This window comes from Streptomyces olivaceus, from assembly GCF_000721235.1.
Classification (GTDB): domain Bacteria; phylum Actinomycetota; class Actinomycetes; order Streptomycetales; family Streptomycetaceae; genus Streptomyces; species Streptomyces olivaceus.
The window spans coordinates 62,377-82,601 of record NZ_JOFH01000030.1; the positions used below are offsets into that span (position 1 = coordinate 62,377).

19 protein-coding genes, 1 tRNA gene and 1 pseudogene are annotated in these 20,225 nt (G+C 69.4%); 10 read left to right on the plus strand and 11 right to left on the minus strand.

Features of this window, described 5'->3' with window-relative positions; genetic code table 11:
- The first annotated feature begins 30 nt into the window (after nt 1–30).
- Both IG94_RS0129150 and IG94_RS0129155 read left to right on the plus strand, forming a co-directional pair.
- Nucleotides 31–1,335: an FG-GAP repeat domain-containing protein gene (locus tag IG94_RS0129150; RefSeq protein WP_031043801.1), complete on the plus strand. Its 1,305-nt coding sequence runs from the start codon at nt 31–33 to the stop codon at nt 1,333–1,335.
- A gap of 126 nt (nt 1,336–1,461) precedes the next feature.
- Complete coding sequence (locus tag IG94_RS0129155; protein ID WP_031043804.1) at nt 1,462–2,412, plus strand: Yip1 family protein; 951 nt, start codon at nt 1,462–1,464, stop codon at nt 2,410–2,412.
- Nucleotides 2,413–2,480: 68 nt separating this feature from the next.
- Here the strand turns inward: IG94_RS0129155 and IG94_RS0129160 are convergent, their stop codons facing one another.
- Together IG94_RS0129160 and dcd are read right to left on the minus strand one after the other, a co-directional pair.
- Nucleotides 2,481–2,978, minus strand: a complete 498-nt coding sequence (locus IG94_RS0129160) for a phosphoribosyltransferase (protein WP_031043808.1) — start codon at nt 2,976–2,978, stop codon at nt 2,481–2,483.
- 25 nt (nt 2,979–3,003) lie between these two features.
- Nucleotides 3,004–3,579 carry a dCTP deaminase gene (dcd, locus tag IG94_RS0129165; RefSeq protein WP_031043809.1) on the minus strand — a complete coding sequence of 192 codons (576 nt, stop codon included), beginning with the start codon at nt 3,577–3,579 and terminating at the stop codon, nt 3,004–3,006.
- Nucleotides 3,580–4,116: 537 nt separating this feature from the next.
- On the opposite strand from dcd, the gene IG94_RS0129170 reads away from it, so the two are divergent.
- Nucleotides 4,117–4,190 (plus strand) — tRNA-Gly (locus tag IG94_RS0129170).
- A gap of 306 nt (nt 4,191–4,496) precedes the next feature.
- A pseudogene (locus IG94_RS38935) lies at nt 4,497–5,038 on the plus strand (DUF1707 SHOCT-like domain-containing protein).
- 43 nt (nt 5,039–5,081) lie between these two features.
- Here IG94_RS38935 and IG94_RS0129180 read toward each other — a convergent pair.
- The 5 genes from IG94_RS0129180 to IG94_RS0129200 all read right to left on the minus strand — a co-directional run bounded on the left by IG94_RS0129180 (nt 5,082) and on the right by IG94_RS0129200 (nt 9,564).
- A complete protein-coding gene (locus IG94_RS0129180; RefSeq protein ID WP_224219990.1) occupies nt 5,082–5,561 on the minus strand; it encodes an ASCH domain-containing protein in 480 nt (159 codons plus the stop codon).
- On the minus strand, nt 5,558–7,624 hold the full coding sequence (locus IG94_RS0129185; protein WP_031043812.1) for a GNAT family N-acetyltransferase: 2,067 nt from the start codon (nt 7,622–7,624) through the stop codon (nt 5,558–5,560). The genes IG94_RS0129180 and IG94_RS0129185 overlap by 4 nt, the downstream gene beginning before the upstream one ends.
- Before the next feature lie 198 nt (nt 7,625–7,822).
- Nucleotides 7,823–8,968: a tyrosine-type recombinase/integrase gene (locus IG94_RS0129190; protein WP_031043814.1), complete on the minus strand. Its 1,146-nt coding sequence runs from the start codon at nt 8,966–8,968 to the stop codon at nt 7,823–7,825.
- Nucleotides 8,968–9,180, minus strand: a complete 213-nt coding sequence (locus tag IG94_RS0129195; protein ID WP_031043819.1) for an excisionase family DNA-binding protein — start codon at nt 9,178–9,180, stop codon at nt 8,968–8,970. The genes IG94_RS0129190 and IG94_RS0129195 overlap by 1 nt, the downstream gene beginning before the upstream one ends.
- A 126-nt stretch (nt 9,181–9,306) precedes the next feature.
- Nucleotides 9,307–9,564 (minus strand): helix-turn-helix domain-containing protein, encoded by a 258-nt coding sequence (locus tag IG94_RS0129200; protein WP_030401440.1) that lies wholly within the window; start codon nt 9,562–9,564, stop codon nt 9,307–9,309.
- 505 nt (nt 9,565–10,069) lie between these two features.
- Here IG94_RS0129200 and IG94_RS0129205 point away from each other — a divergent pair.
- The 4 genes from IG94_RS0129205 to IG94_RS0129220 all read left to right on the plus strand — a co-directional run bounded on the left by IG94_RS0129205 (nt 10,070) and on the right by IG94_RS0129220 (nt 14,665).
- A complete protein-coding gene (locus tag IG94_RS0129205) occupies nt 10,070–11,026 on the plus strand; it encodes a hypothetical protein (RefSeq protein WP_031043824.1) in 957 nt (318 codons plus the stop codon).
- The gene (locus IG94_RS0129210) at nt 11,023–11,715 is read left to right on the plus strand and encodes an ATP-binding protein (RefSeq protein ID WP_031043827.1); all 693 of its coding nucleotides are present in this window, start codon (nt 11,023–11,025) and stop codon (nt 11,713–11,715) included. The genes IG94_RS0129205 and IG94_RS0129210 overlap by 4 nt, the downstream gene beginning before the upstream one ends.
- A gap of 857 nt (nt 11,716–12,572) precedes the next feature.
- Nucleotides 12,573–12,926: a plasmid mobilization protein gene (locus tag IG94_RS0129215; protein WP_372458728.1), complete on the plus strand. Its 354-nt coding sequence runs from the start codon at nt 12,573–12,575 to the stop codon at nt 12,924–12,926.
- Nucleotides 12,923–14,665, plus strand: a complete 1,743-nt coding sequence (locus IG94_RS0129220; protein ID WP_031043833.1) for a relaxase/mobilization nuclease domain-containing protein — start codon at nt 12,923–12,925, stop codon at nt 14,663–14,665. Before IG94_RS0129215 ends, IG94_RS0129220 begins: the two co-directional genes overlap by 4 nt.
- 14 nt (nt 14,666–14,679) lie before the next feature.
- On the opposite strand, the gene IG94_RS0129225 is transcribed toward IG94_RS0129220, so the two are convergent.
- From IG94_RS0129225 to IG94_RS39755, 4 genes are all read right to left on the minus strand, one after another.
- Complete coding sequence (locus IG94_RS0129225) at nt 14,680–15,426, minus strand: class I SAM-dependent methyltransferase (protein ID WP_031043839.1); 747 nt, start codon at nt 15,424–15,426, stop codon at nt 14,680–14,682.
- Nucleotides 15,423–16,736: an asparagine synthase-related protein gene (locus IG94_RS0129230; protein ID WP_224326504.1), complete on the minus strand. Its 1,314-nt coding sequence runs from the start codon at nt 16,734–16,736 to the stop codon at nt 15,423–15,425. Before IG94_RS0129230 ends, IG94_RS0129225 begins: the two co-directional genes overlap by 4 nt.
- 785 nt (nt 16,737–17,521) lie before the next feature.
- The gene (locus IG94_RS42635; protein WP_157852335.1) at nt 17,522–17,671 is read right to left on the minus strand and encodes a hypothetical protein; all 150 of its coding nucleotides are present in this window, start codon (nt 17,669–17,671) and stop codon (nt 17,522–17,524) included.
- A complete protein-coding gene (locus IG94_RS39755) occupies nt 17,664–18,035 on the minus strand; it encodes a hypothetical protein (protein WP_148315135.1) in 372 nt (123 codons plus the stop codon). Before IG94_RS39755 ends, IG94_RS42635 begins: the two co-directional genes overlap by 8 nt.
- Nucleotides 18,036–18,202: 167 nt before the next feature.
- Between IG94_RS39755 and IG94_RS0129250 the strand changes: the two genes are divergently transcribed.
- Together IG94_RS0129250 and IG94_RS0129255 are read left to right on the plus strand one after the other, a co-directional pair.
- Nucleotides 18,203–19,459 carry a helix-turn-helix transcriptional regulator gene (locus tag IG94_RS0129250; protein WP_031043852.1) on the plus strand — a complete coding sequence of 419 codons (1,257 nt, stop codon included), beginning with the start codon at nt 18,203–18,205 and terminating at the stop codon, nt 19,457–19,459.
- Between the two features lie 14 nt (nt 19,460–19,473).
- The gene (locus IG94_RS0129255) at nt 19,474–19,839 is read left to right on the plus strand and encodes a hypothetical protein (RefSeq protein ID WP_031043854.1); all 366 of its coding nucleotides are present in this window, start codon (nt 19,474–19,476) and stop codon (nt 19,837–19,839) included.
- Nucleotides 19,840–20,225 lie beyond the last annotated feature (386 nt).

Consider the following 20,225-nt stretch of genomic DNA (forward strand, 5'->3'; position numbering starts at 1 on the left):
TGGTGGGAACGCCCGACACGGACGAGGTGAATGGTGCGGAGCCTGCGAAGAAGCACCCTGCCCGGCACGGCCGCCCTCGGCTGCCTGCTGCTCCTCACCGCCTGCGGCCACGGCGGCCCGGCACCCGCCGACGCCTCCCCCACCCCCGTACGCGCCGCAGGGGCGGCCGCCCTGCTCCCGGTCCCCCGCGGCGAGGGCAGCGAGGTCCCCGACGACTTCAACGGGGACGGCCACCGCGACCTCCTCCTCGACGACCTGGTCAAGGCGCAGAGCCACGCCGACGACGCGGGCATCGGCATCGTCTACGGCTCTTCGCGCGGACTGGTCCCGGGCACCCGGCAGTTGCTCACCCCGAAGCGGTACGCGGCGCCGACGGACGGCCAGTCGCCGGCCGTCTTCGAGACGGAGGCGACCTGCGACCTCGACGGCGACGGCTTCACCGACCTGGTGGTCACCACCGACCCGCCCTACGACGGCCAGGGCCGCCCCCCGGTCCCCCTCCAGCTCCTCTTCGGCTCCCCGTCGGGCCCCGCCGACCGCGCCGTCCCCCTCGCCGTCCCCGACCGGGCACGCCTCGGCAACGACTGGCCCGAGCGCCCGGTGTGCGGCGACTTCGACGGCGACGGCGCCCAGGACCTGGTCGTCCACGCCTCCGCCGGCCACCTCAGCTACCTGCGCGGCCCGTTCACCCGCAAGGGCGCCCCGCGCGAGGCCGCCGCGCCCCTCGCCTCCCCCGGCGAGGCGCCGACCGGCCCCGCCGCCGACGTGGACCGCGACGGGTACGACGACCTGGTCGTCCGCGCCGCCGCGGGCCCCGGCAAGGCGTACGTCGTCCTCGGCGGCCCCGACGGCCCGACCCGCACCGGGGCCACCCTCCCCGCCGGCACCGACGTCGCCCTCGGCGCCTTCGGCAGGGGCAAGGCGCTGGACGCGGCCGTGGCCACCGCCTCCGGCACCGCCCTGCGCCACGACCTCCCCACGGCCGCCCCGAGCACCCTCGACTTCACCGCTCCCACCCTCCACGCCGCCGACCTCGACGGCGACGGCCTGAGCGAACTGATCACCGCGGACTCCGGCGTACGCCTGCTCCCTGGGGGCGCGACCGGCCCCACGACCAAGGACTCGGTCACCCTGAACCCGGCGGCGACCGGCACCCCCCACATCCTCACGGCGGCCGACTTCGACGGCGACGGACGCGCGGACCTCGTCCTGCGCACCGTCCGGGGCGAAACGACGGACACGGTCGAGATCCACCCCGGCGCGGCGACGGCCGCCCTGGTGACCCCGAAACCGTCCCTCACCTTCTCGACATCCCAGTTCCTGCCCCACCCCTGAACGCCCTTCGTCCCCCTCCCGAACCCTTGCGGGGAACCCGTAGGGGATGTCACAGCTCGGCCGCAAGAACGCCCCGAACGGCCGGGCCCCGCCCGTGACTCTCCGGGACCAGGTACGTTCGAAGACGTGGCTGGATTCAGGATCGGACGCGGCCGGGACAACGGCGCTCCACACACGCGACCGCAACGCCCGCCGTACGGACAGCAGGCGCCCCAGGGACCGTCGTACGGCGGCCCGGCGGCGTCTCCTCAGCCGTACCCGCAGCAGCCGTACGGAGGTGGCGCCCCCGGTCACGGCCCCGGCCCCGGCGGTTCTCCCTGGCCGCAGGCGCACGGCGGCGGCCACGGCGAGCCGGAGTACTTCGGCGACGGCGGCCACCACCCCGGCCCGCACGGCGGCCACGCCCCGCAGCAGGCCCCGTACGACCCGTACGCGGCCAACAACCCGGGCCACACCCAGGCGTTCACGGTGGACGACCCCTACAACCAGGGCGACACCTACCGCGCCGGCTCCGCCCCGGCCCCCGGCCCGATCGGCCCCCGCCTCCACTGGAAGGACCTCCTGAAGGGCGTCGTCCTCGCGCCCAACCAGACCTTCCTGCAGATGCGGGACTACGCGATGTGGGTCCCGGCCCTCGTCGTGACCTTCCTCTACGGCCTGCTGGCGGTCTTCGGCTTCGACGGCGCCCGCGAGGAGGCGATCAACGCCACCCTCTCGAACGCGATCCCGATCGTGCTGACCACGGCGGTGGCGCTGGTGCTGAGCGCCTTCGTGCTGGGCGTGGTCACCCACACCCTGGCCCGCCAGCTCGGCGGCGACGGCGCCTGGCAGCCGACGGTCGGCCTCTCCATGCTGATCATGTCCATCACGGACGCCCCGCGCCTGCTCGTCGCGATGTTCGCCGGCGGCGACGCGTCCTTCGTCCAGATCCTCGGCTGGGCCACCTGGGTCGCGGGCGGCGTCCTGCTGACCCTGATGGTCAGCCGCTCCCACGACCTCCCCTGGCCGAAGGCGCTCGGCGCGTCCGCCATCCAGCTGATCGCCCTGCTGTCGATCGTGAAGCTGGGCACGTTCTAGCTCCGCCCGCGTACGAGGAAGGGGGACCGGCGCGCCGGTCCCCCTTCCTCTTGTCCTCTCCCCGCCCGTCAGGCGTCGAGCACCTGCCCGTCCCGCCGTACGACGGGAGGCAGGACACTCCACGGAAAGTTGATCCAGTCATCGGTCCGCTTCCACACGTACTCGCATTGGACGAGCGAGTGGGACTTCTCGTAGATCACCGCGCTGCGGACCTCGGCGACGGTGTCGAGGCAGAAGTCGCGCACCAGTTTGAGGGTCTTGCCGGTATCGGCGACGTCGTCGGTGATGAGGACCTTCTTGTCGGAGAAGTCGATGACGTTGGGCACGGGCGCGAGCATGACGGGCATGTCGAGCGTGGTCCCGACCCCGGTGTAGAACTCCACGTTCACGAGGTGGATGTTCTTGCAGTCGAGCGCGTACGCCAGCCCGCCCGCGACGAAGACGCCCCCGCGGGCGATGGAGAGCACGACGTCGGGCTCGTACCCGTCGTCGGCGACGGTCTGCGCCAGCTCACGCACGGCGGCACCGAACTGCTCGTAGGTCAGGTTCTCCCGGACATCACTCATGCGCGCGCCCTGCTCGTCACTGGCTTCATACCTGGGTCCGATGGAAGTTGAGGTAGGAGCGGGAGGCGGTCGGTCCCCGCTGCCCCTGGTAGCGGGACCCGTAGCGCTCACTGCCGTACGGATGCTCGGCCGGCGAGGTGAGCCGGAACATGCACAGCTGCCCGATCTTCATCCCCGGCCACAGCTTGATGGGCAGGGTCGCGAGGTTGCTCAGCTCCAGCGTCACGTGCCCGGAGAAACCCGGGTCGATGAACCCGGCGGTGGAGTGCGTGACGAGCCCGAGCCGCCCGAGCGAGCTCTTCCCCTCCAGCCGCGAGGCCAGGTCGTCGGGGAGCGTGATGACCTCGTACGTGCTGGCCAGCACGAACTCACCGGGGTGCAGGATGAACGGCTCGTCCCCCTCCGGCTCCACGAGCCGGGTCAGATCCACCTGCTCGACGGAGGGGTCGATGTGCGGGTACCGGTGGTTCTCGAACACCCGGAAGTAGCGGTCGAGGCGCACGTCGATGCTCGACGGCTGCACCATGGAGTCGTCGAGCGGATCGATCCGCACCCGCCCGTTGTCGATCTCGGCACGGATGTCCTTGTCTGAGAGAAGCACGCCCCGAGGATACGCAAGGCGCGCGGAGCAGCGACAACCGCCGCCGCACCGCGCGCCCTCTCCTGCTCGGCTTCCCTGCTGGGGCACCCTGCTCGGGCGCCCTGCCGCTACCGCTTGCCGGAACCCACCGGCACGGCACTCCGCAGCCGCGCACACCGCGGACATCGGACGAGCCGACCGGGGCCGAGTCGCTCGGCCTGCTGCATCGGGAACGAGGTGGCGGTGAACACGTGCCCATCGGCACAGCGGACGACGGTGCGCTCCATCAAGTCCTTCAAGTCCCTTCCCCAAGAGCCGCGTCTGGCTGACTACCCTGACGACAAAAGCCACAGTACGGGATGAAAGAGACGACTCTCCAGGCGGCACTCCGCCCTCGCACACACCCTCTGGAGCGCCCCACCGTACGCCCCGCCCCGACCCCCCGACAGCCGCATCCCACCCCCTGAAACGACCGGCGGCCCCACGGCCGAAGACCGGGGGCCAGCGATGGGGTAGAGTAACCGAACGTCCAGACACCGACCGTGGTCGGCGTCTCGCGCGGGTGTAGTTTAATGGTAGAACATCAGCTTCCCAAGCTGAGAGCGCGAGTTCGATTCTCGTCACCCGCTCCACGAAGAAGGCCCAGTTCACCGATCTGGGCCTTACTTGTTGTCTAGTCCAATCAGGGGGCGGCGTGCCCTCGGCGTGCCCTAAGTCGAGTCCAGGCCGCCACACCAGCGCCATTCGGGCGCCCAGCAGGCATCAACCTGCCCCGGCGTCCCATATCGCGAGACGCAATTCGTGTGACCTGCGCCACACAGGGTGCAAAGGGTCACTAAGACGCATACGCAAAGGGTGGTTTGCGGGACGGGTGGCGCCCCGGTCTCCGGGCCTGCCTTGACGGGTTTACCTCGCCGACTCGGCAGTACGGTGAACCCGTGACCTCCTTACCGGAAGAATCGCCCTCACTGATCCGTGAAGGCGACCGCGAGGCAGCCGTGCGACGTCTGCAGGAGGCGTACGCGGAAGGGCTCATCCCACACGAGGTGTTGGACGAGCACCTCCACCAGGTGCTCAGGGCCAAGACGCGGAGCGAACTCGCGTCCGCTCTGGTCTCGCTCCCGGAGGAGCAACCGGGAAGCACTGCCACGATCGCCGCCGCCGGTGGGCGGATCAAGCGGCGTGGCGCGTGGCGGGTGCCCCGGGTCCTCAAGGTCGAGTCAGCATATGGAAGGGTGCGCCTGGACCTGTCCCGTGCGGTCATCGAGCACCCGATCGTCGACATCGAGCTGCAACTGGAACCGGCGGGGCCCGGATCACGGTGCCCCGGGACGCGGTGGTCGACGTCGAAGGACTGAGCACGGGATGGAAGGACCTGCGCTACAAGATCCCGCGACACCCCCGGACCGACGGGCCGACGATTCGGATCTCCGGGGTCATGGGATACGGACGCTTGAAGATTCGCCACGCCCTGCGTTGAAGCCCCGTCCGGTGCTTCGGCCCCGCCGGCGGCGAGTGCAGCACTAGGCGGGTACCAGGTCTCCCAGCGCCTCGCGAAGCGCCGTGCCCACGACAGGTCCCGCCACGGCCACCTGTCGAAGCTCGTCGCCCTTCATGTAGCGGTAGCTCTGCGGAGGGTGGAAGGACCCGGCGGAGCGCAGCGCATTGAGCGATACCGGCTCATCGAAGGAGACAGGATTCTCCATCGTGAGACCGCTCGCCTGCCTCGCGCCGCTCATGTAGGCGTCGTACTCCCTCCGGGTGATCCCGGTCTGTCCCCGATGAGCCGACCAGACCTCGCTGGGCGTGGCGACGTAGATGGCGGCAATGCGCGCCATGCCCACCACCGCCATGGTGGGCGCGGTCGCGTACAAGAGGACGGGCGTTCCCGGAGGCGCGGCGACGCGCTGGCGGCGAACCTCCACCGTCTTGCTGCCGGCCAGGATCGCGTTGGCGAAGCGCGGGTGGACGGACAGCAGCATCGCGCGTTCCGGATCGCTCACGTCGTTCGGTGCCCCTCTTGGTAAACCGCCTGGAACAGCTCACTGCTGATCTTGGACAGCGAGATCAGCGAGCCAGGCGACCACGTTAGCCCCCGGCCCCTGGCCAGCGAGGTCAATCGGCGCAGCGTCACCGGCTTCGGGAAGATCTCAGTGTCCGAGAACCTCAGCGCCATGGCGTGACCGGACGCGTCTGCAGCCCTCTCGACCTCAGCCCGACCATATACGCCCAGGTGTTCGAATTTCGAGAACAGAACATCCGGAGTGTCGATGAGCACCTCGTCGAGCCGCGAGCTGCCCACCACCATCTGACCCTCTCCCGTGGAGTTGTCGTCGCTGACGTACCAGAGCAGTCGAGCCGGGACGCTCTCTCCTCGACGCTGCGAAGATCGGTAGTAGACGTGTTCCCTGCTGATGCCCAGGGCGTCGCTCCGCGCGATGAGCATGGCCGGGACGTTGAACAGCTCAGTCGACCAGCGCGGCTTGATGGGCACCATGAAGGACGGCAGCTCGGAGTCGATGACCTTGGCCGGCCACCACGCACGCTCCAGCACGGCGGTCACCTCCGCCGGCATGCCGACGTCGAGCACGGTCGCATCGACAGCAAGCTCTCGGGCCAACCCGCCGGCCACCACCTCCACCTCGGCGGCAGTCCCGCACACGTTCACCAGGAGCGCGACGAGCTGGCCGTTGTGCTCGAAGAAGCCGTCGTCACCGGCCGCGGACCGCGCCGCCTCGGAGGGGTGCGGATCACTGATGCGGACGATCTCGGCCCCGCAATCCCTCCCGAGCCGCTTAAGCAGGAAGAGGAGCTGCCGGGCCAGGGTCTCTTCCAGGGGGTGGCCAGCTGTGCGAAGGACGGGTACAACCAGGGTTCGGCCGTCCAGCGACCACGCGTAGAGGGCGACCGGTCGGCCCTGGCCGTCCCGGAGAAGCTCACGACGCCATGCGATCCCGCCCTCGTTCAGCGACCGCAGCCGCTCAGAGAAGGCTGAGCCGTCGTCAGCGCCCGACTGCTCGAAGAAGGCGACCAGTTCATCCTCCGCGCCCGGCGCCACCTCCGCGGACCGGAACTCCGTCCCCATCAGGTCAGCCGGGCGATACACCTGGGCCTGCCGCAGCTCATCGACGTGAAGCGTCACGGTCGACGGTGAGACGACCCGGACGCGAGCGACCTCCCAGGCCACGTCTGTCAGGCGAGACAGCAGCGGATCACGGGTCGCCAGGACTTGTAGACCAGCACACGAGGTCTCGGCCACATACCGCATGCCCCGCAGAAGTGCTGGGTCGGCAGCCAGGCCGGGAACCGCCTGCGTAGCGGCTTGCACCAGTTCGCGGGTTCGCTCCTCCACGGCCGCGGAGCCGGGAGAGAGCTTGTGGAGCCCGGTCAGCGCCGCCTGCTGGTGCTGACGCTCTGCCGTGTCCGTGAGGTCCCGGATCTGATGGACCAACTGCGGGGTGTAGGCAAACTCAACGAGATCCGCCATCCATCCGGCTTCGAGCGCACGGGACTCCTCGGCACCGGTGGTGTCCGTGAGGCCGCGCAGATCGGCGAACACACCATGGTCGACCGTCACCACGAGGAGCGCGTCGCTCTCCATCTCCGTGAACAGGTCCGGATGGCCGAGGTCCAGCCACCAGCCGTCCAAGATCTCCCCGTCACGACCACGCCCACGGACCTCACCGTCTGGAACGAAGCCCAGACTCCTCCACATCCCGCTCAGGTCATAGTCCCGACGGCACTTGGCCTTGATCCCAAGGCGTTGTGGATACCGCTCCTTGATGCCCTCCACCAGACGGCCCGCAATTCCCCGCCCCCGTTCTTCCTCAGCCACACACAGGTGCGCGAGTCGGATACGCGCGCTCCTCTTCGGCAGCCCGAACAGCGCGTAGCCGATCACTTCGCCGGCCTCGACCGCGACCAGAAGGCCACCGTCCTCAGCTGCCTTCTCATAGGCAGGAGGCGTCAGAAGCCCCAGCGTCTTCGTGTACCGGTCCCCCAGGGCTATGGCCTTAACGATCAACTCTTCTTGCGCGGGCGAAACGGACACCAGCTTGATCGCCATTACTACCCCCTCCAGCTGTGGCTGATCGCGACCGGCCACAACTCCCCTGTCACTGCATACAGGGAGAAGCTGATCTCAGTTGCTGCCATCCCTCAAGGGGGCACGAGGGGCGCACGGTGCTGCGGAGACCGTCGCCTGCCTCCAGAGTCCGGCCGATGGAACCGTCCCGCCGGACTAGTAGCCCCGATACCGGTCCGCCTAAGTGGCTTCCGACCGATCGGCACCCGCCTCACGCAAGCGCTCGCGCACTTCAGTGTCGATCCCCTGGGCCAGCCTCCGCTGATGCTTGGCCGTCGAGTGCTGGTAGATGAGCTGGGCCCGTTCCGAGGACTGGCCGGCGCGCACCATGAGGTCCTTCAGCTTGGCGCCGGTGTCGGCGGCGAGGGTGTTACCGGTGTGCCGGAGGTCGTAGAAGCGGAAGTTGTCCGGCAGCCCCACCTTCGTCCTGGCCTTGCGCCACTTCCGTCCGAACGTCGAGCGGCGGAATGGGGCTCCCTTCTCCCCGACGAAGAGGAGTCCGTCCGGCTCCTTCTCGGCGAACCACTGCACGTGGCGTCGCAGCTCGGGCAGGAGGAAATCGGGCAGGTACACGGTGCGCTTGCCCGCTCGTGACTTGGGATCGCCGGTGACCCTCCTGCCGTTGGTCAGCTCCGGGGACGCATGCGTGATCCGCAGGGAGCATTCGTCGAGATCGACACTGCGGCGGCGCAGTTCAGCCAGTTCCTCGGGGCGGAGCGAGGCGAAGGCACCGAGCAGGACCATCAGGCGCCAGCGCGGACCCATGGCGTCGGCGAGGTCGAAGACCTGCTCCACGGTGGCGGTCGGCCGCTCGTCGGCTTCCTCCCGACCGGCGCCCTTGATCCGGCACGGGTTGGTCCGCAGGAGGTCGTCATCGACCGCGGTCTGCAGAATGGCCTTCAGCAGCCGGTACGACTTGGCGACCGTCGTGGCACCCGTTGCCTTGAGCCGCTCGGCTCGCCAGGTGCGGACGGAAGGCGGTGTGATCTCGTCCAGGTCCTTGCTGCCGAAGGCCGGCAGGAGGTGCAGGCGTAGCAGGCCGTCGTAGCGGTCGACCGTGGTCGGGGCCAGACCGCGCTCCTCCACCCAACGGAGGGCGTACTTCTCGAAGTTGATCGCGCCGGCGTCCGGGTCACGCCAGTGGTCACGCTCGATGTCGGCGCGGACCAGGTTCAGCCAGTCCTGCGCGTCGGTCTTCGTGTCGAAGGTCTCGGGGGCCTTGTGGCGCTGCCCGTCCGGGCCCAGGTAGCGGGCCTGCCATCGACCGGACGGGAGCTTGCGTACGGTACCGAACTCCCGACGACGCTGGAGCTTGCGTGTCGGCATCAGGCGGCCCGCCCGTACCGAGTGCGGGTGCGCCGGGTCGGCTCGACCGTGCGCGCCTCGATGTACTCGGTGACGGCACTCTCGGGGACGCGCACGGGACGTCCGAGCTTGACGTAGCGAATGCGGCGCTCGGCGATCAGACGGCGAACGAAGCGTTCGCCGGTACCGAGCTGTTCGGCGGCTTCGGCCACCGTCAGAAGGCGGTCAGTCATGGGCGACCGCCCCCTTTCGGCTGTGCTGCTGAGTGCAACGGGCCGGGGCTATTGCGAGTCGGTGCAACGGTGAGACTTCCTTACCGAGGTCGAAACTGGAGCGGGCACGGCGGACCGGTGGTGGCTTCAACAGGTCGCGGAGTCCTGGAGCAGGGCGCGGGCCGGGACGCGAAGTGCCTGCGCGAGGGTGAGCAGGTCGTCGACGTCGCAGCGGCGCTGAGCGCGTTCGATGCGGGACAGCATCGTGTTGGACATTGGCCGGCCAAGGGCGGTGACGCGAGCGGCCAGCTCTCGCTGGGAGAGGCCGCGCTCGGTGCGGAGAATTTCGATCGTGCGGGCGGCCCTTATCCCGGCTGCGCCGATTTCCAGTGAACGTGCTGCCATGACTCCAATTCTCGGCTGTGTTCGCCGGTTTGGTTAACCGGCGATCGTCGGCTATGTTGCGCCGCCGTGCGTTTGGCAGGCGGGTGGCCATTTCGTCGATGGGTTCCCTGTGACGGCGACCCGAGCAGTGCTCGACAGCGTCTCTGACGTGGGGTGTTGTGTTGTAGCTTCGCCACTCGCCGGACGTCAACGCCTTGCCGGTGTGATCCTTCTGGCTTGACGCCCAGAACAACTATTTGGTCAACCGCAGATCGTGACCTACCGTTTTCACGCCGCCCTCGCCGCCCCGATTGCCGATGGCCTTTCTGCCGACAGAGATTCGACAGGTCAGGGCTGGACTTGTGCCGCTCGGGTGTGGCTATGTTGACGACACCCCCGGAAAGCGCGCCCGGCTCTCAGCCAGCCTCGCGTCAACGGCCGGCCAACTCCCCCGCCTTTGCCGTCACGACCGACGGTGAGCCATGGGTGCCCGCCCATCGGCCACCGAGTAAGGAACACTCCGCTCTTGGCACGGATCCGCACCATCAAGCCCGAAGCCTTCGTCTCCGAATCCCTCGCCGTCGTCACCCTGACCGCCGAGCGCACCTTCTTCGGTCTGCTCACTCAGGCCGACGACCAAGGCCGCTATCGCGACCACGCGGCGATCATCGCCGGTCAGCTGTGGGTTCTGCGTCCGGAGCACACTCCCGCCGAGGTCGAGAAGGATCTCGCCCAGCTGGCCGACGCCGGCCTGGTCTGCCGGTACAAGGGCCCGGACGACAAGCGCTACCTGCACATCGTCACGTGGCACAAGCACCAGAAGATCAACCGGGCCAGCAAGAGCCGCATCCCGGCCTGCCCTCGCCACAACGATCCGAACGGTGCCCCGGGCGGCACCGAGGCTGTCGAGGCCGTGGCACCCGCGCCGTCCGTAACGCACGGAGCCGTCGCGGACCATGCGCCGAACCCTCGCGGAGGTGGCAGTGAAGGGGCACGGAACCCGCACGATCCCTCGAACCAAACGGAAACCACCAGCAAAACCGCAGGTCAGAAGGCGTTCAGTGAGCCCTCACCTGAACCTCACGGACTCGTGCTTGAGGCCGCGGTGACACCTCACGGTCCGGATCTAGGACCTAGGATCATGGATCTAGGATCTACCCCTTCGGGGGGCGCAAGCGCCCCCGCGGCCAGCACCGTCTCGGCCAAGCAGCTCATCGCCGAATACAGCGCGGCATGCGCCCACCGCCCGCCCCAGGACGTCCTGGGCCATCTCGGCCGAGAGGTGCGCAAGCTGCTCGCCGAAGGCATCGCTCCCGACCACGTCAGGGCAGGGCTCGTCCTCCACAGGACCAAGGGCAGGCACCCCAGCATCCTGCCGAGCCTGGTGCACCAGGCCATGAACGCCGCCCTCGCCCAGCCCGTCATCCACAGGGCGTGGACAAACCCCGCCGACGTCGAAGCCGCCTACGGAGAACAGCTCTGAGCTCCACCCTCACCCGCGAACCCCAGCCCGTCGGCCCGCTCGCCGACCGTCTGAACGGCATACTGGCGGGCCGTGGCATCGACCCCGGCGCCGTAGCCGCGGAGCCGTCCGGCGAACCCGTCACCGCCTTGGAGCTGGCCGACGCCCGCATCCCGGCCCGCTACCGCCGTGCCCTCGCCGACCACCCTCAGATCATCGCCTGGGCCGACCACATCGCCCATGCCGGACGCCCCGGCCCGAGTGGGCCTGGCATCGCCGAGGGTCCCTCCCTGCTGATCGCCGGCCCCACCGGCACGGGCAAGACGCATCAGGCGTACGGCGCCGTCCGGGCTCTCCTCACCCGCGGGGTTCGCCTGCGCTGGGAAGCCGTCACCACCGCCGACCTGTACGCCCGCCTGCGTCCCCGTGCCGGCCACGACGCCGAACGCGACCTGCAGACCCTGGCCCGCAGCCCACTGCTGCTTCTGGACGACCTCGGTGCGGCCAAGACCAGCGAGTGGACCGAGGAGCTGACCTACCGGCTCATCAACCACCGGTACGAGCACTTGCTCCCCACCCTCATCACGACCAATCTGCCCACCGCCGAGCTGCGCACCACCCTCGGTGACCGCGTCGCTTCCCGCCTCGCGGAGATGACCGACCGCGTCATCCTCAAGGGCCCTGACAGACGACGTCACCGCTCCCCCTGACGATGGAGAAAGACCGGATGACGGAAGGGCAGTCCGCGAGCGCGCGTCCTTTCACCAGGAGGACCGGCCGCGTGCCGCGTCGAGGACCGAGCGAGGGTGTCGGGGACCGGTCCTCAATGGCCGGGGACCGGACGGCACATGCGAGGACCGAGCATCCCGGTCCCGGGACCGTGGCCGCCCGAGGTGGGGACCGGTCCTCACCAGACATCGGGGACCGGTCCCGTACGTCTCGGGGACCGGTCCCCGACGGTCCCGTCGGACACGAGAACGGTCTCCTGGCAAAGCAGCAGGTCACAGCCCCCAGGTGGGCGGAAACAACGGTCCTGCACCGCGCATGACAGTCAATCGTGAGGAAGGACCGAGCCCTGCCGGGTCCCGGTCCTGCCGAGGACCGAAGACCCGCACAACGCGGTCCGCGGTCCCCGAGCGTGATGCACAGAGGAAGAGAGGACCGGTCCTCGCGGACCGCTCCAACCTGGAGCCCACCCCACACGGTCCCGTAACGAGCCCGCCCGGTGTCAGCCGCGCACGGCCGCCGCTACGGGTTCTCATCGTGGAACACCCACCCAGAAAAGCGACCCATGCACCAACCACATCAGCACACTCCTGACGACGTGCGTCAGGGGGCCGCCATCTCAGCCTCCGACGGAGCAAGTTGGTGCAAGAGCATTGCTCCCGACGGGAGCAATGCTCTTGCGTCTCCCGCCCCGAGAGCGGCGGGCCCGGAAGCGACCGAGGACGGATCGCAAACCGGCGGGGAAGAGCTACACGCGAACCACAGCATCGACTGCGCGCGCACCTCTCCGTCACAGCCCCGCATACAGCAGCGCGAACGCCTGCGCGACGAGAACAAGCGCCTGCACCAGCCCAGCTGCCGCATGAACGACGCCGAGTACCAACTGCTCGCCCGAGCAGCCGCCACGTGCCACATGAGCATCGCCGGCTTCCTCGCCCGCGCCGCTCTCAACGCCGCCCACGACCTCGGCCGCACCGCCGAGGACATCGCGGGCGAGCGAGAGATGCTGCACGAGCTGTTCGCGCTGCGGCGCCACCTCGGGCAACTCGGCAACAACCTCAACCAGGTCGCCAAGGCACTGAACTCCGGCGCCGACGCACCGCAGGCAGAGGCGGTCCTCGCCGCCGTCCAGCGCGCCGCCAGGCGCGTCGACGCCTTCACCCAGCACCACTTGGACAACAGGAGGGCCAGGTGATCCCCCGCATCCACGCAAGAGGCACGCGCACCATCGGCCTGCTCCACTACCTGTACGGGCCCGGCACGCACGAAGAACACACAGACCCGCACCTGGTGGGCGCCTGGGACAGCCTCGCCCCTGATCCCGGGCGCGACCTCGACGCCACGTACGGAGATCTCCAGCGGCTGCTCGACCAGCCGGTCAACGCCCTGCCGAAGAACCGACGGCCCGCCGAGCACGTGTGGCATCTGTCGCTACGCGCCGCTCCTGAGGACCCGGTCCTGTCGGACGAGCAGTGGGCCGAGATTGCGCGCCGAATGGTCGCCGCCACCAGCATCGCTCCCGACGGTGACGACGCCGCCTGCCGCTGGGCAGCGATTCGGCACGCCGACGACCACATTCACATCATCGCCACCGTCGTACGAGAGGACGGCCGGCAAGCCCGCATTCGCCGGGACGGCAAGCGTTCCCAAGCGGAAGCCCGCGTGATCGAGATCGACTACGGGTTGCGCCGCCTCGCCACCGGCGATGGCACCGCAGCCCGTCGTCCGACCAGCGCCGAACGGCACAAGGCCCAGCGGGAAGGCCGGGAGCGCACGGCGCGGGAGGAACTTCGTGAGTCCGTGCGCCGGGCAGTGGCCGGTGCTGCCTCGACGGACGAGTTCTTCGACCGCCTGGCCGCCGCCGGTCTGCTGATCCGCAAGCGTCTCGCGCCCTCCGGCGACCTCCTCGGGTACAAGGTCGCCCTCCCTGATGACCGGAACAAGGACGGCGAGCCGGTCTTCTACTCAGGCTCCAAGCTGGCGCCCGACCTGTCCCTGCCCCGTGTCCGCGAACGCTGGAGCCGGCCCTCGGAGACGCCCACCGCCATCGACGGTTCGTGGCCGGATCAGCCTGCACTGCCGCCCGTGACAGGCCCCGCGTTCGCGCGGCGGCGGGCCGCGGCTGCCACGTGGCAGGCCCTGCTGGTGATCGACCACGGCGACGACGGCACCGCAGCAGCCCAGATCGCCGCGACCGGAGAGGTCCTGGACGCGCTGGCCAAGACCTCCGCCGCCCACACCCGGGCTGAACTGCGCGAGGCAGCCTCCGCGTTCGAGCGCGCGAGCCGCTCCCACGTGAAGGCGGTACGCGGGCACGACCGGGGCCTGCGACAAGCCGCCCGTGATCTCGTCCACAGCGGGCCGGTCCTGGGCCGGGGCGAAGACGGCGCCTGCACGGCCATGCTCATCGACATGGCCTTCTTCGTCGTGACCGCCGCGGCAAAGTGGCACGCCAGGAAGCATCACACCCAGCAGGCCACAGCAGCCCAGCAAGCCGCCGAGCACCTCCGCGCCGCCTACCAGGCCGCCTCAGTCCAGCCCATGACCGCACTGAGCCAGCGAGGCCGGCGGCTGACTCAACGTGTTCGGCAACAGCAGGCGAACCTGCTCCACCAAGTGCTGCCGGAGCTGGCCGACCGGATCGAGGCTGAGGCCGGTTGGCCCGCCTTGGCCGCCACACTGGACGACGCCCGGAGGGCCGGCCATGACCCGGCCGCCCTGCTGACCGAAGCCACGGCACGGCGCGAACTACGCTCCGCCGGATCCATGAGCGACGTCCTCGTCTGGCGCCTGCGCCGCAGCGCTCACCTGCCCGCACTACCCGACGACCGCAACGCCACGGCCCTCCGAGCCAACCGGCACACCTCGCACTCGGCGCCCACCACGCAGTCGGCGCCCGGCCCGACAGGGAACGATCCCCGCCGTGGCCGCTGACGACCGTGTCCTGATCATCTGTACCGGGCCACGGTGTACGCGGTAGGCCCGTGCAAGGTGCCTGCTCCGATCTCGTCGCTGATCTGGAGGACGTCGAAGCCGGCGAGCGTCGCGTACAGCTCCAGCTCACGCGGCCCGAGAACACGCCGACGAATCACGTCCCGTGTCTCTTCACCTGAGTTGAACACCCAGTGCCGGCGCATGGTGTTCATCTGGGTCCGCAGGTCCCACTCGTAGGTGATGGTCACGTGGGCTGTGTCCGATCCGATCTCGACCTCTGCTTCCTGCGGCTCATCACGCTCGATCGGGGCTACGGAACAGCAGAGTACAAGGAGCGTCCCGGGACGGGCGTGCGCTGCGAAGGTCCGGAAGACCGCCTGGATGTCCTGGTTGTCGTGCACGTAGGAGAGGGAGTTTCCCAGGCAGGTCAGCACGTCAGCGGTGTGGTCGAGTCGGATGGTGCGCATGTCGCCGAGGCGGATGTCGAGGCCGGGCCGTGTGCGGCGGGCGTAGTCGACCAGGCCGGGCTGGAACTCGACACCGATGCAGTCGAAGTGGCGGGCCAGCAGCTCCAGCTCTCTCCCGGTTCCGCAGCCCAGATCCAGCAGAGTGCGGGCGTCCGGGCGGTGCCGATGGACGAGCGCCCGACAGCTGCTCGCGCTGGTGCTGTCGGACTGCACTCTGTCGTACAGGGCGGGGTCTCGGTAGAAGAGGTTGGAGGCTGCCAGGTGTCTGGGTTCGGCGATGTCCAGGCCGCTCATGCGAGGCTCCGCAGTCCGACTTCCAGGGCGAGTGTGTCGCACAGCAGGTCGGGCACCGCGGGAGTCCGCTCGGCGTGGTCGCGGGCCCGGCTGAGGGCGTCGGCATCAACGTAGCCGAGATCGATCAGCAGGGAATCGGTCAGCATCTCGTCCAGGAGAGGGAGCCCGTAAGTGCGCAGTCCCGACTCCATGACCGCGAGGAAGTTCTCCGGCTCGGTCGGAGCCGCAACGGACTCGGGCAGACCCGTCCGCCGAAGTCGGTCGCGGAACATCTTCTTGTCGCGTTTGTACTCGTACGGCAGTTGCTCCATGAAGCGGATCATCCGGGGGTGGACGAGCGGGGCCACCGGCCAGATACCGAGTCTCACGTACGCCGGGTTGTGCAGGCCGAATGCCATGAGCGTCGGCACAGGCAGGACCGGGATGGGAGCGAGGTTCTCGTTCACCTGGGCCAGCGCCGCGGTGGCCTTGTCGCCGAGCCATGGCACCGGCTCCATCGGCGGGAGTCCGGCTTCCGTACGCGAGTGGTGGGCGTTGACCTCGTCCCCACCGCCACCTGTGAAGATCAGCTCGCAGCCGTGTGCGGCCACGTGCCCGCGCATGATGTCGAACGCTTCCTGGTAGAAGGCGCCTGCCGGATCGTGCGGCCGTCTGCGTTCCCTCACGCCTCCAGGCACGAAGGGCGGGTGCTGCATCGCCGGCACGGCGGTGTCGCGCAATCCCAGGTGGTCCACCAGGGAGCGGCGTCGGTCTCGCTGGAGCTGGCCGATCCGGCCGCCCATGAGTAGCCCGAAGGTGTGCACGGAGCCGAATCCGGCCGCTACGGCGGACAGTGCCACGTTGGCCGAGTCCGCTCCGCCTGACACCTCGACGCCGACGCGGCCGGCCGTCGATCGCCACTCGGCCACGGCCTCGGTGAGCAGTGCGTCGAACGCGGTCACGGGGTCCACTCCGCTACGGAGGCTGCGGGGTTCCAGGACGTGCTGGGCGGGCTCGGGGTAGAGGATGGAGAGCCCTGCCGGCGTGAAGACCGCGGTAGCGCGTTCGGTGAGTCGGTACACGCCGTCGAAGAGGGTGTCGGTGCTGGAGCGGTGTTGGCGGCTCAAGGTGCGGGCGACCGCTCGTGGATTGAGCTGGTCAGGTCGCAGGTGCGGCCGGAGGTCGACGATGTCCCACGCCCCGAAGATCTCGTCGCCGACAACTGTGAGGTACAGCGGGACGGTACCCAGCATTCCCGCCGAGACCTGGATCTCGTCGGGCCGGACGAGCAGCGACGTGTAGTCGGCTTCACCGTCTCTGTCTTCTCGCACCAGCACACAGACGCTCGATCCGTCGCCTGGTATGAGGTCCGCGACCAGGACGGTTGCGTGAGCGGGCCGGATCCAGCTCTCCCCCTTGACCCAGCGGTCTGTGTCCCATCGCCAGCCGGCGTCCCGGGTGTCTGCCAGTCGCACACGAAACGAGAGCACTCCGCTCCCCTCCTCTACGGAGCGGCGGAGCAGGACGCCAGGCCCTGCTCCGCCGCGTTCACCGGCCGGTCAGCTGCAGTGGTCGCCGTTGTTGTCGCCACCACCGGGCATCTTGTCGAGCAGCGCCGCGTCCATGCTGGGGACGCCGGTGACCAGGTCTCCCGTGAAGAGTTCGTCGATGATCATGACTGTTCCTTCCTCCTGCGGAGTGGGTGGACGGGCACCGCGAGCTGCGGAACCCGGACCCGTCCCTGCCGCCGGCGTTCACGGCGAACTGGACGGGAGCTCGTTGGGTGGGGCCCGCTCTGGCCGAAGGGAGAGAGCGGCTGAGCCCTTCCCCGGTGGGGACCGGGTCTTCCCGAGGGCTCGCTCGGCCAGAGCGGGAGTCGGTAGGTCCGGAGCGGACCGGTGGTCTCTCTCAGTCGGGGGCGAGGTGCCACAGAGCCCAGGCGACCGGGGCAGTGGAGACGATGATCAGGGCCGACAGCAGCCACTGCCGCCAGCCATAGGGGCGACCTCGCCTGTTGCGCCGCCGGCTCACCATCCCAGGGACACCGCCACCACGATCGACCCCCCGAGCACCATGACGCACGCGATGTACATGACCTGAGCCGTGACCTGGCCTTTCACTGCGCGCCCTGGTCCTTGCCACGCTGTTGCCCCACGGTCGGCGCCAGGCCAGGTCGGCCGACGAAGACGCGTCGTGCTCGTTCCTGGTCGGGCAGGGTGGCGCCGATCCGGCACACCGGCGGCTCGGCCGGGGTTTGGTCAGCCATCGTTCTGGTCCTTCCTCCGGGTCGCGCGGTAGACGTCGGCGAAGCGTCTGGTCAGTGAGCCGAGATCCCGCATGTACTGGTAGGCATGGAAGTGAGGGGACTGCTCCGTCGGCCGGCGCGTCAGGTCGAGGACCCGGTAGCCCTCCCGGAACAGCGCCTGGACGGCCGGGTTCTCGTCGAAGCCGAGCTCCTCGGCCATCAGCACTCTCAGGTGGCTGACCAGGTCTCGGGTCGTGGCGTCGATCACCGGGCGTTCGGGCATCATCAGGCGAATGGCCAGCGCGGTTTCCACGGTCTCGTCGACCGCCTCCAGGACGATCGACACTCCAGCCACCTCGAACGACGTGACGCTTCCTGCTGCCATTGCCCGCACCCCTTCTCCGGTCTCCACCGTTGTCGTGCCTGACAACGTCCAGAAAAGCGGCTCGTGTTGGCGCAGACCACGGCATCCGCGGGGCAGTCCTGAGACACTTCTGGGACAGCCCGGTGCCGTCGGGTTAGACGCGGGTTGGTGCGTGGAAAGGGGGCGGCATGGGGCTTGCTGAGCGGCGCAGGGCGCTGGGCTACAGTCAGGAAGAGCTCGCGCACGCCCTCGGCGTGGACCGACGGACCGTCGGCCGCTGGGAAGGCCGCTCCACCACGCCGCAGCCGCCGCTGAGACCACGGCTGGCCGAGCTGCTCCACCTCGACCTTGACGAACTCGACGCCTTGGTGGGACAGCCACGAGCAGCCCGCCCGGAGTCGGCAGGGCCGCCGCCTCGCGACCACCACGGCTCAGGGGACCCCGACGACATGATCCGACGCCAGTTCCTGCGCGCCATCACCGTCACCAGTGCCCTGGTGGCCCTGCCCCCCGACGAGGGCGCAGCCCTCGCGGAGGGCGCGCTGCGCGGGATGTCCGACGACTTCCTGCGCATGAACGGACACCTGTGGCAGGTCTACCAACTCGCCCGCGCCAAGCGTTCCGTCTACCCGGTCGTCCGCGACCAGCTCACCGCCCTGAACGAGACCCTCGACGGACGGCCCGAGGTCGAAGCACAGGCCCTGTGCGGCGCGGCCGGCGACCTCTTCCAGCTCGCAGGAGAACTGGCCTTCGACGGCAACCGCTACACCGACGCCGCCGCCTCCTACACGCTCGCCGCCTCTGCCAGCCAGGAGGCGAAGTCCTACGACCTGTGGGCGTGTGCCCTCGTCCGCCACGCCTACGTCGATCTGTACGAACGCCGGTACGCCGACGCGGTCGGCACGCTGTCGGCCGCCGAGAAGGTGGCAAGGCGCGGGGACGGTTCCCTGTCCACCCGCTACTGGGTCGCCGCCGTCCAAGCCGAGGCGTACGCCGGCCTCGGCGACCTCTCCGCCTGCGAACGCGCCTTGGACGAGGCGGAGAAGGTGACCGTCCTGAGCGGGGCGGCCCACAACGGTGGCTGGCTGCGTTTCGACGGCTCCCGCCTCGCAGAAGAGCGTGGCGCGCGCTACCTCCAGCTTGGACGCCTCGACCTCGCTGAGAAGGCACTCAGCAGCGCGCTCAGCCAGGACATCCTCGCTTCCGGCCAGTCCTTCCGCCGACGCGGTGCGGTATTGACCGACCTCGCGGCCATCGGCGCCCGGCGCCAGGACCCCGACCAAGTACTCGCCTACGGCGGGGAGGCGCTGCGACTCGCCCACACGACCTCCTCGGGTCACGTCGCCCATAAACTTCAGGGGCTACGAACCGACCTCGGCCCGCTCTCCCGCGACGCTCGTGTGGCGGAGCTGGGCGCCGAGATCGACGCACTGTGCACGACGTGACGAGAGGGGAAGGCATGTCGCAGTCCGAGGGCGCCCGACTGTTCCGCGAGGCTTGGATCACCGGAGTGCGCAAGCACTTCCCCGGCGAGCCGAAGCCCGGCTACGTCACCCCCTGGGACGAGACCCCCGAGTGGGAGCGCCAGGCCGCCGGGGCCGTCCACGACCAAGTGCGCCAGTTCCTCGACCTCAGCGACCGCCACGCCTCCCGCCTCACCCGCGAGCAGAAGAGCCGCTTTGTCGCCACCTGCTGGACCGCGCAGATGTACAAGCACTTCGAGAACCCGAAGCCGGGCTATGTCGCCGACTGGCCCGACCTGCCCGACTGGCAGAAAGAGACCGACGCGGACATCTTCGAGGCGATCGAGGACGCTCTGAAGTAGTCGCACGGGGCTGCCATTCAAGTCGGCCTGCGCAACCGCCGGGCTTCCTATGGCGTCGATCGGCCCTCCCTTCGCGGCTCGTTTCCGACCGCCGCGTCACGGTTCAGCTCCTGTGGGACCGGCGCGGCGAGGGGGCCGGACAGCGGGCGGATCCTGTTGAGCATGCGCGCGGCTCCGAACTGTTCGCCGGGGTCTCCGGTTGTCCCTTTTCGGGACGGGCGTCATGTCCCGACTCGGGACAAACCTCTTGTCCCGACTCGGGACGGGCTTCCTCCCCCACGACCGCCGAGGCTTTGACTGTCACCATCGCGGCCGGCCCGACAGCCGCCGCAACACCGTCGTAGCCGTGAACAGTGTGCTCGCCGTCCTGACGGTCAGCGACGACG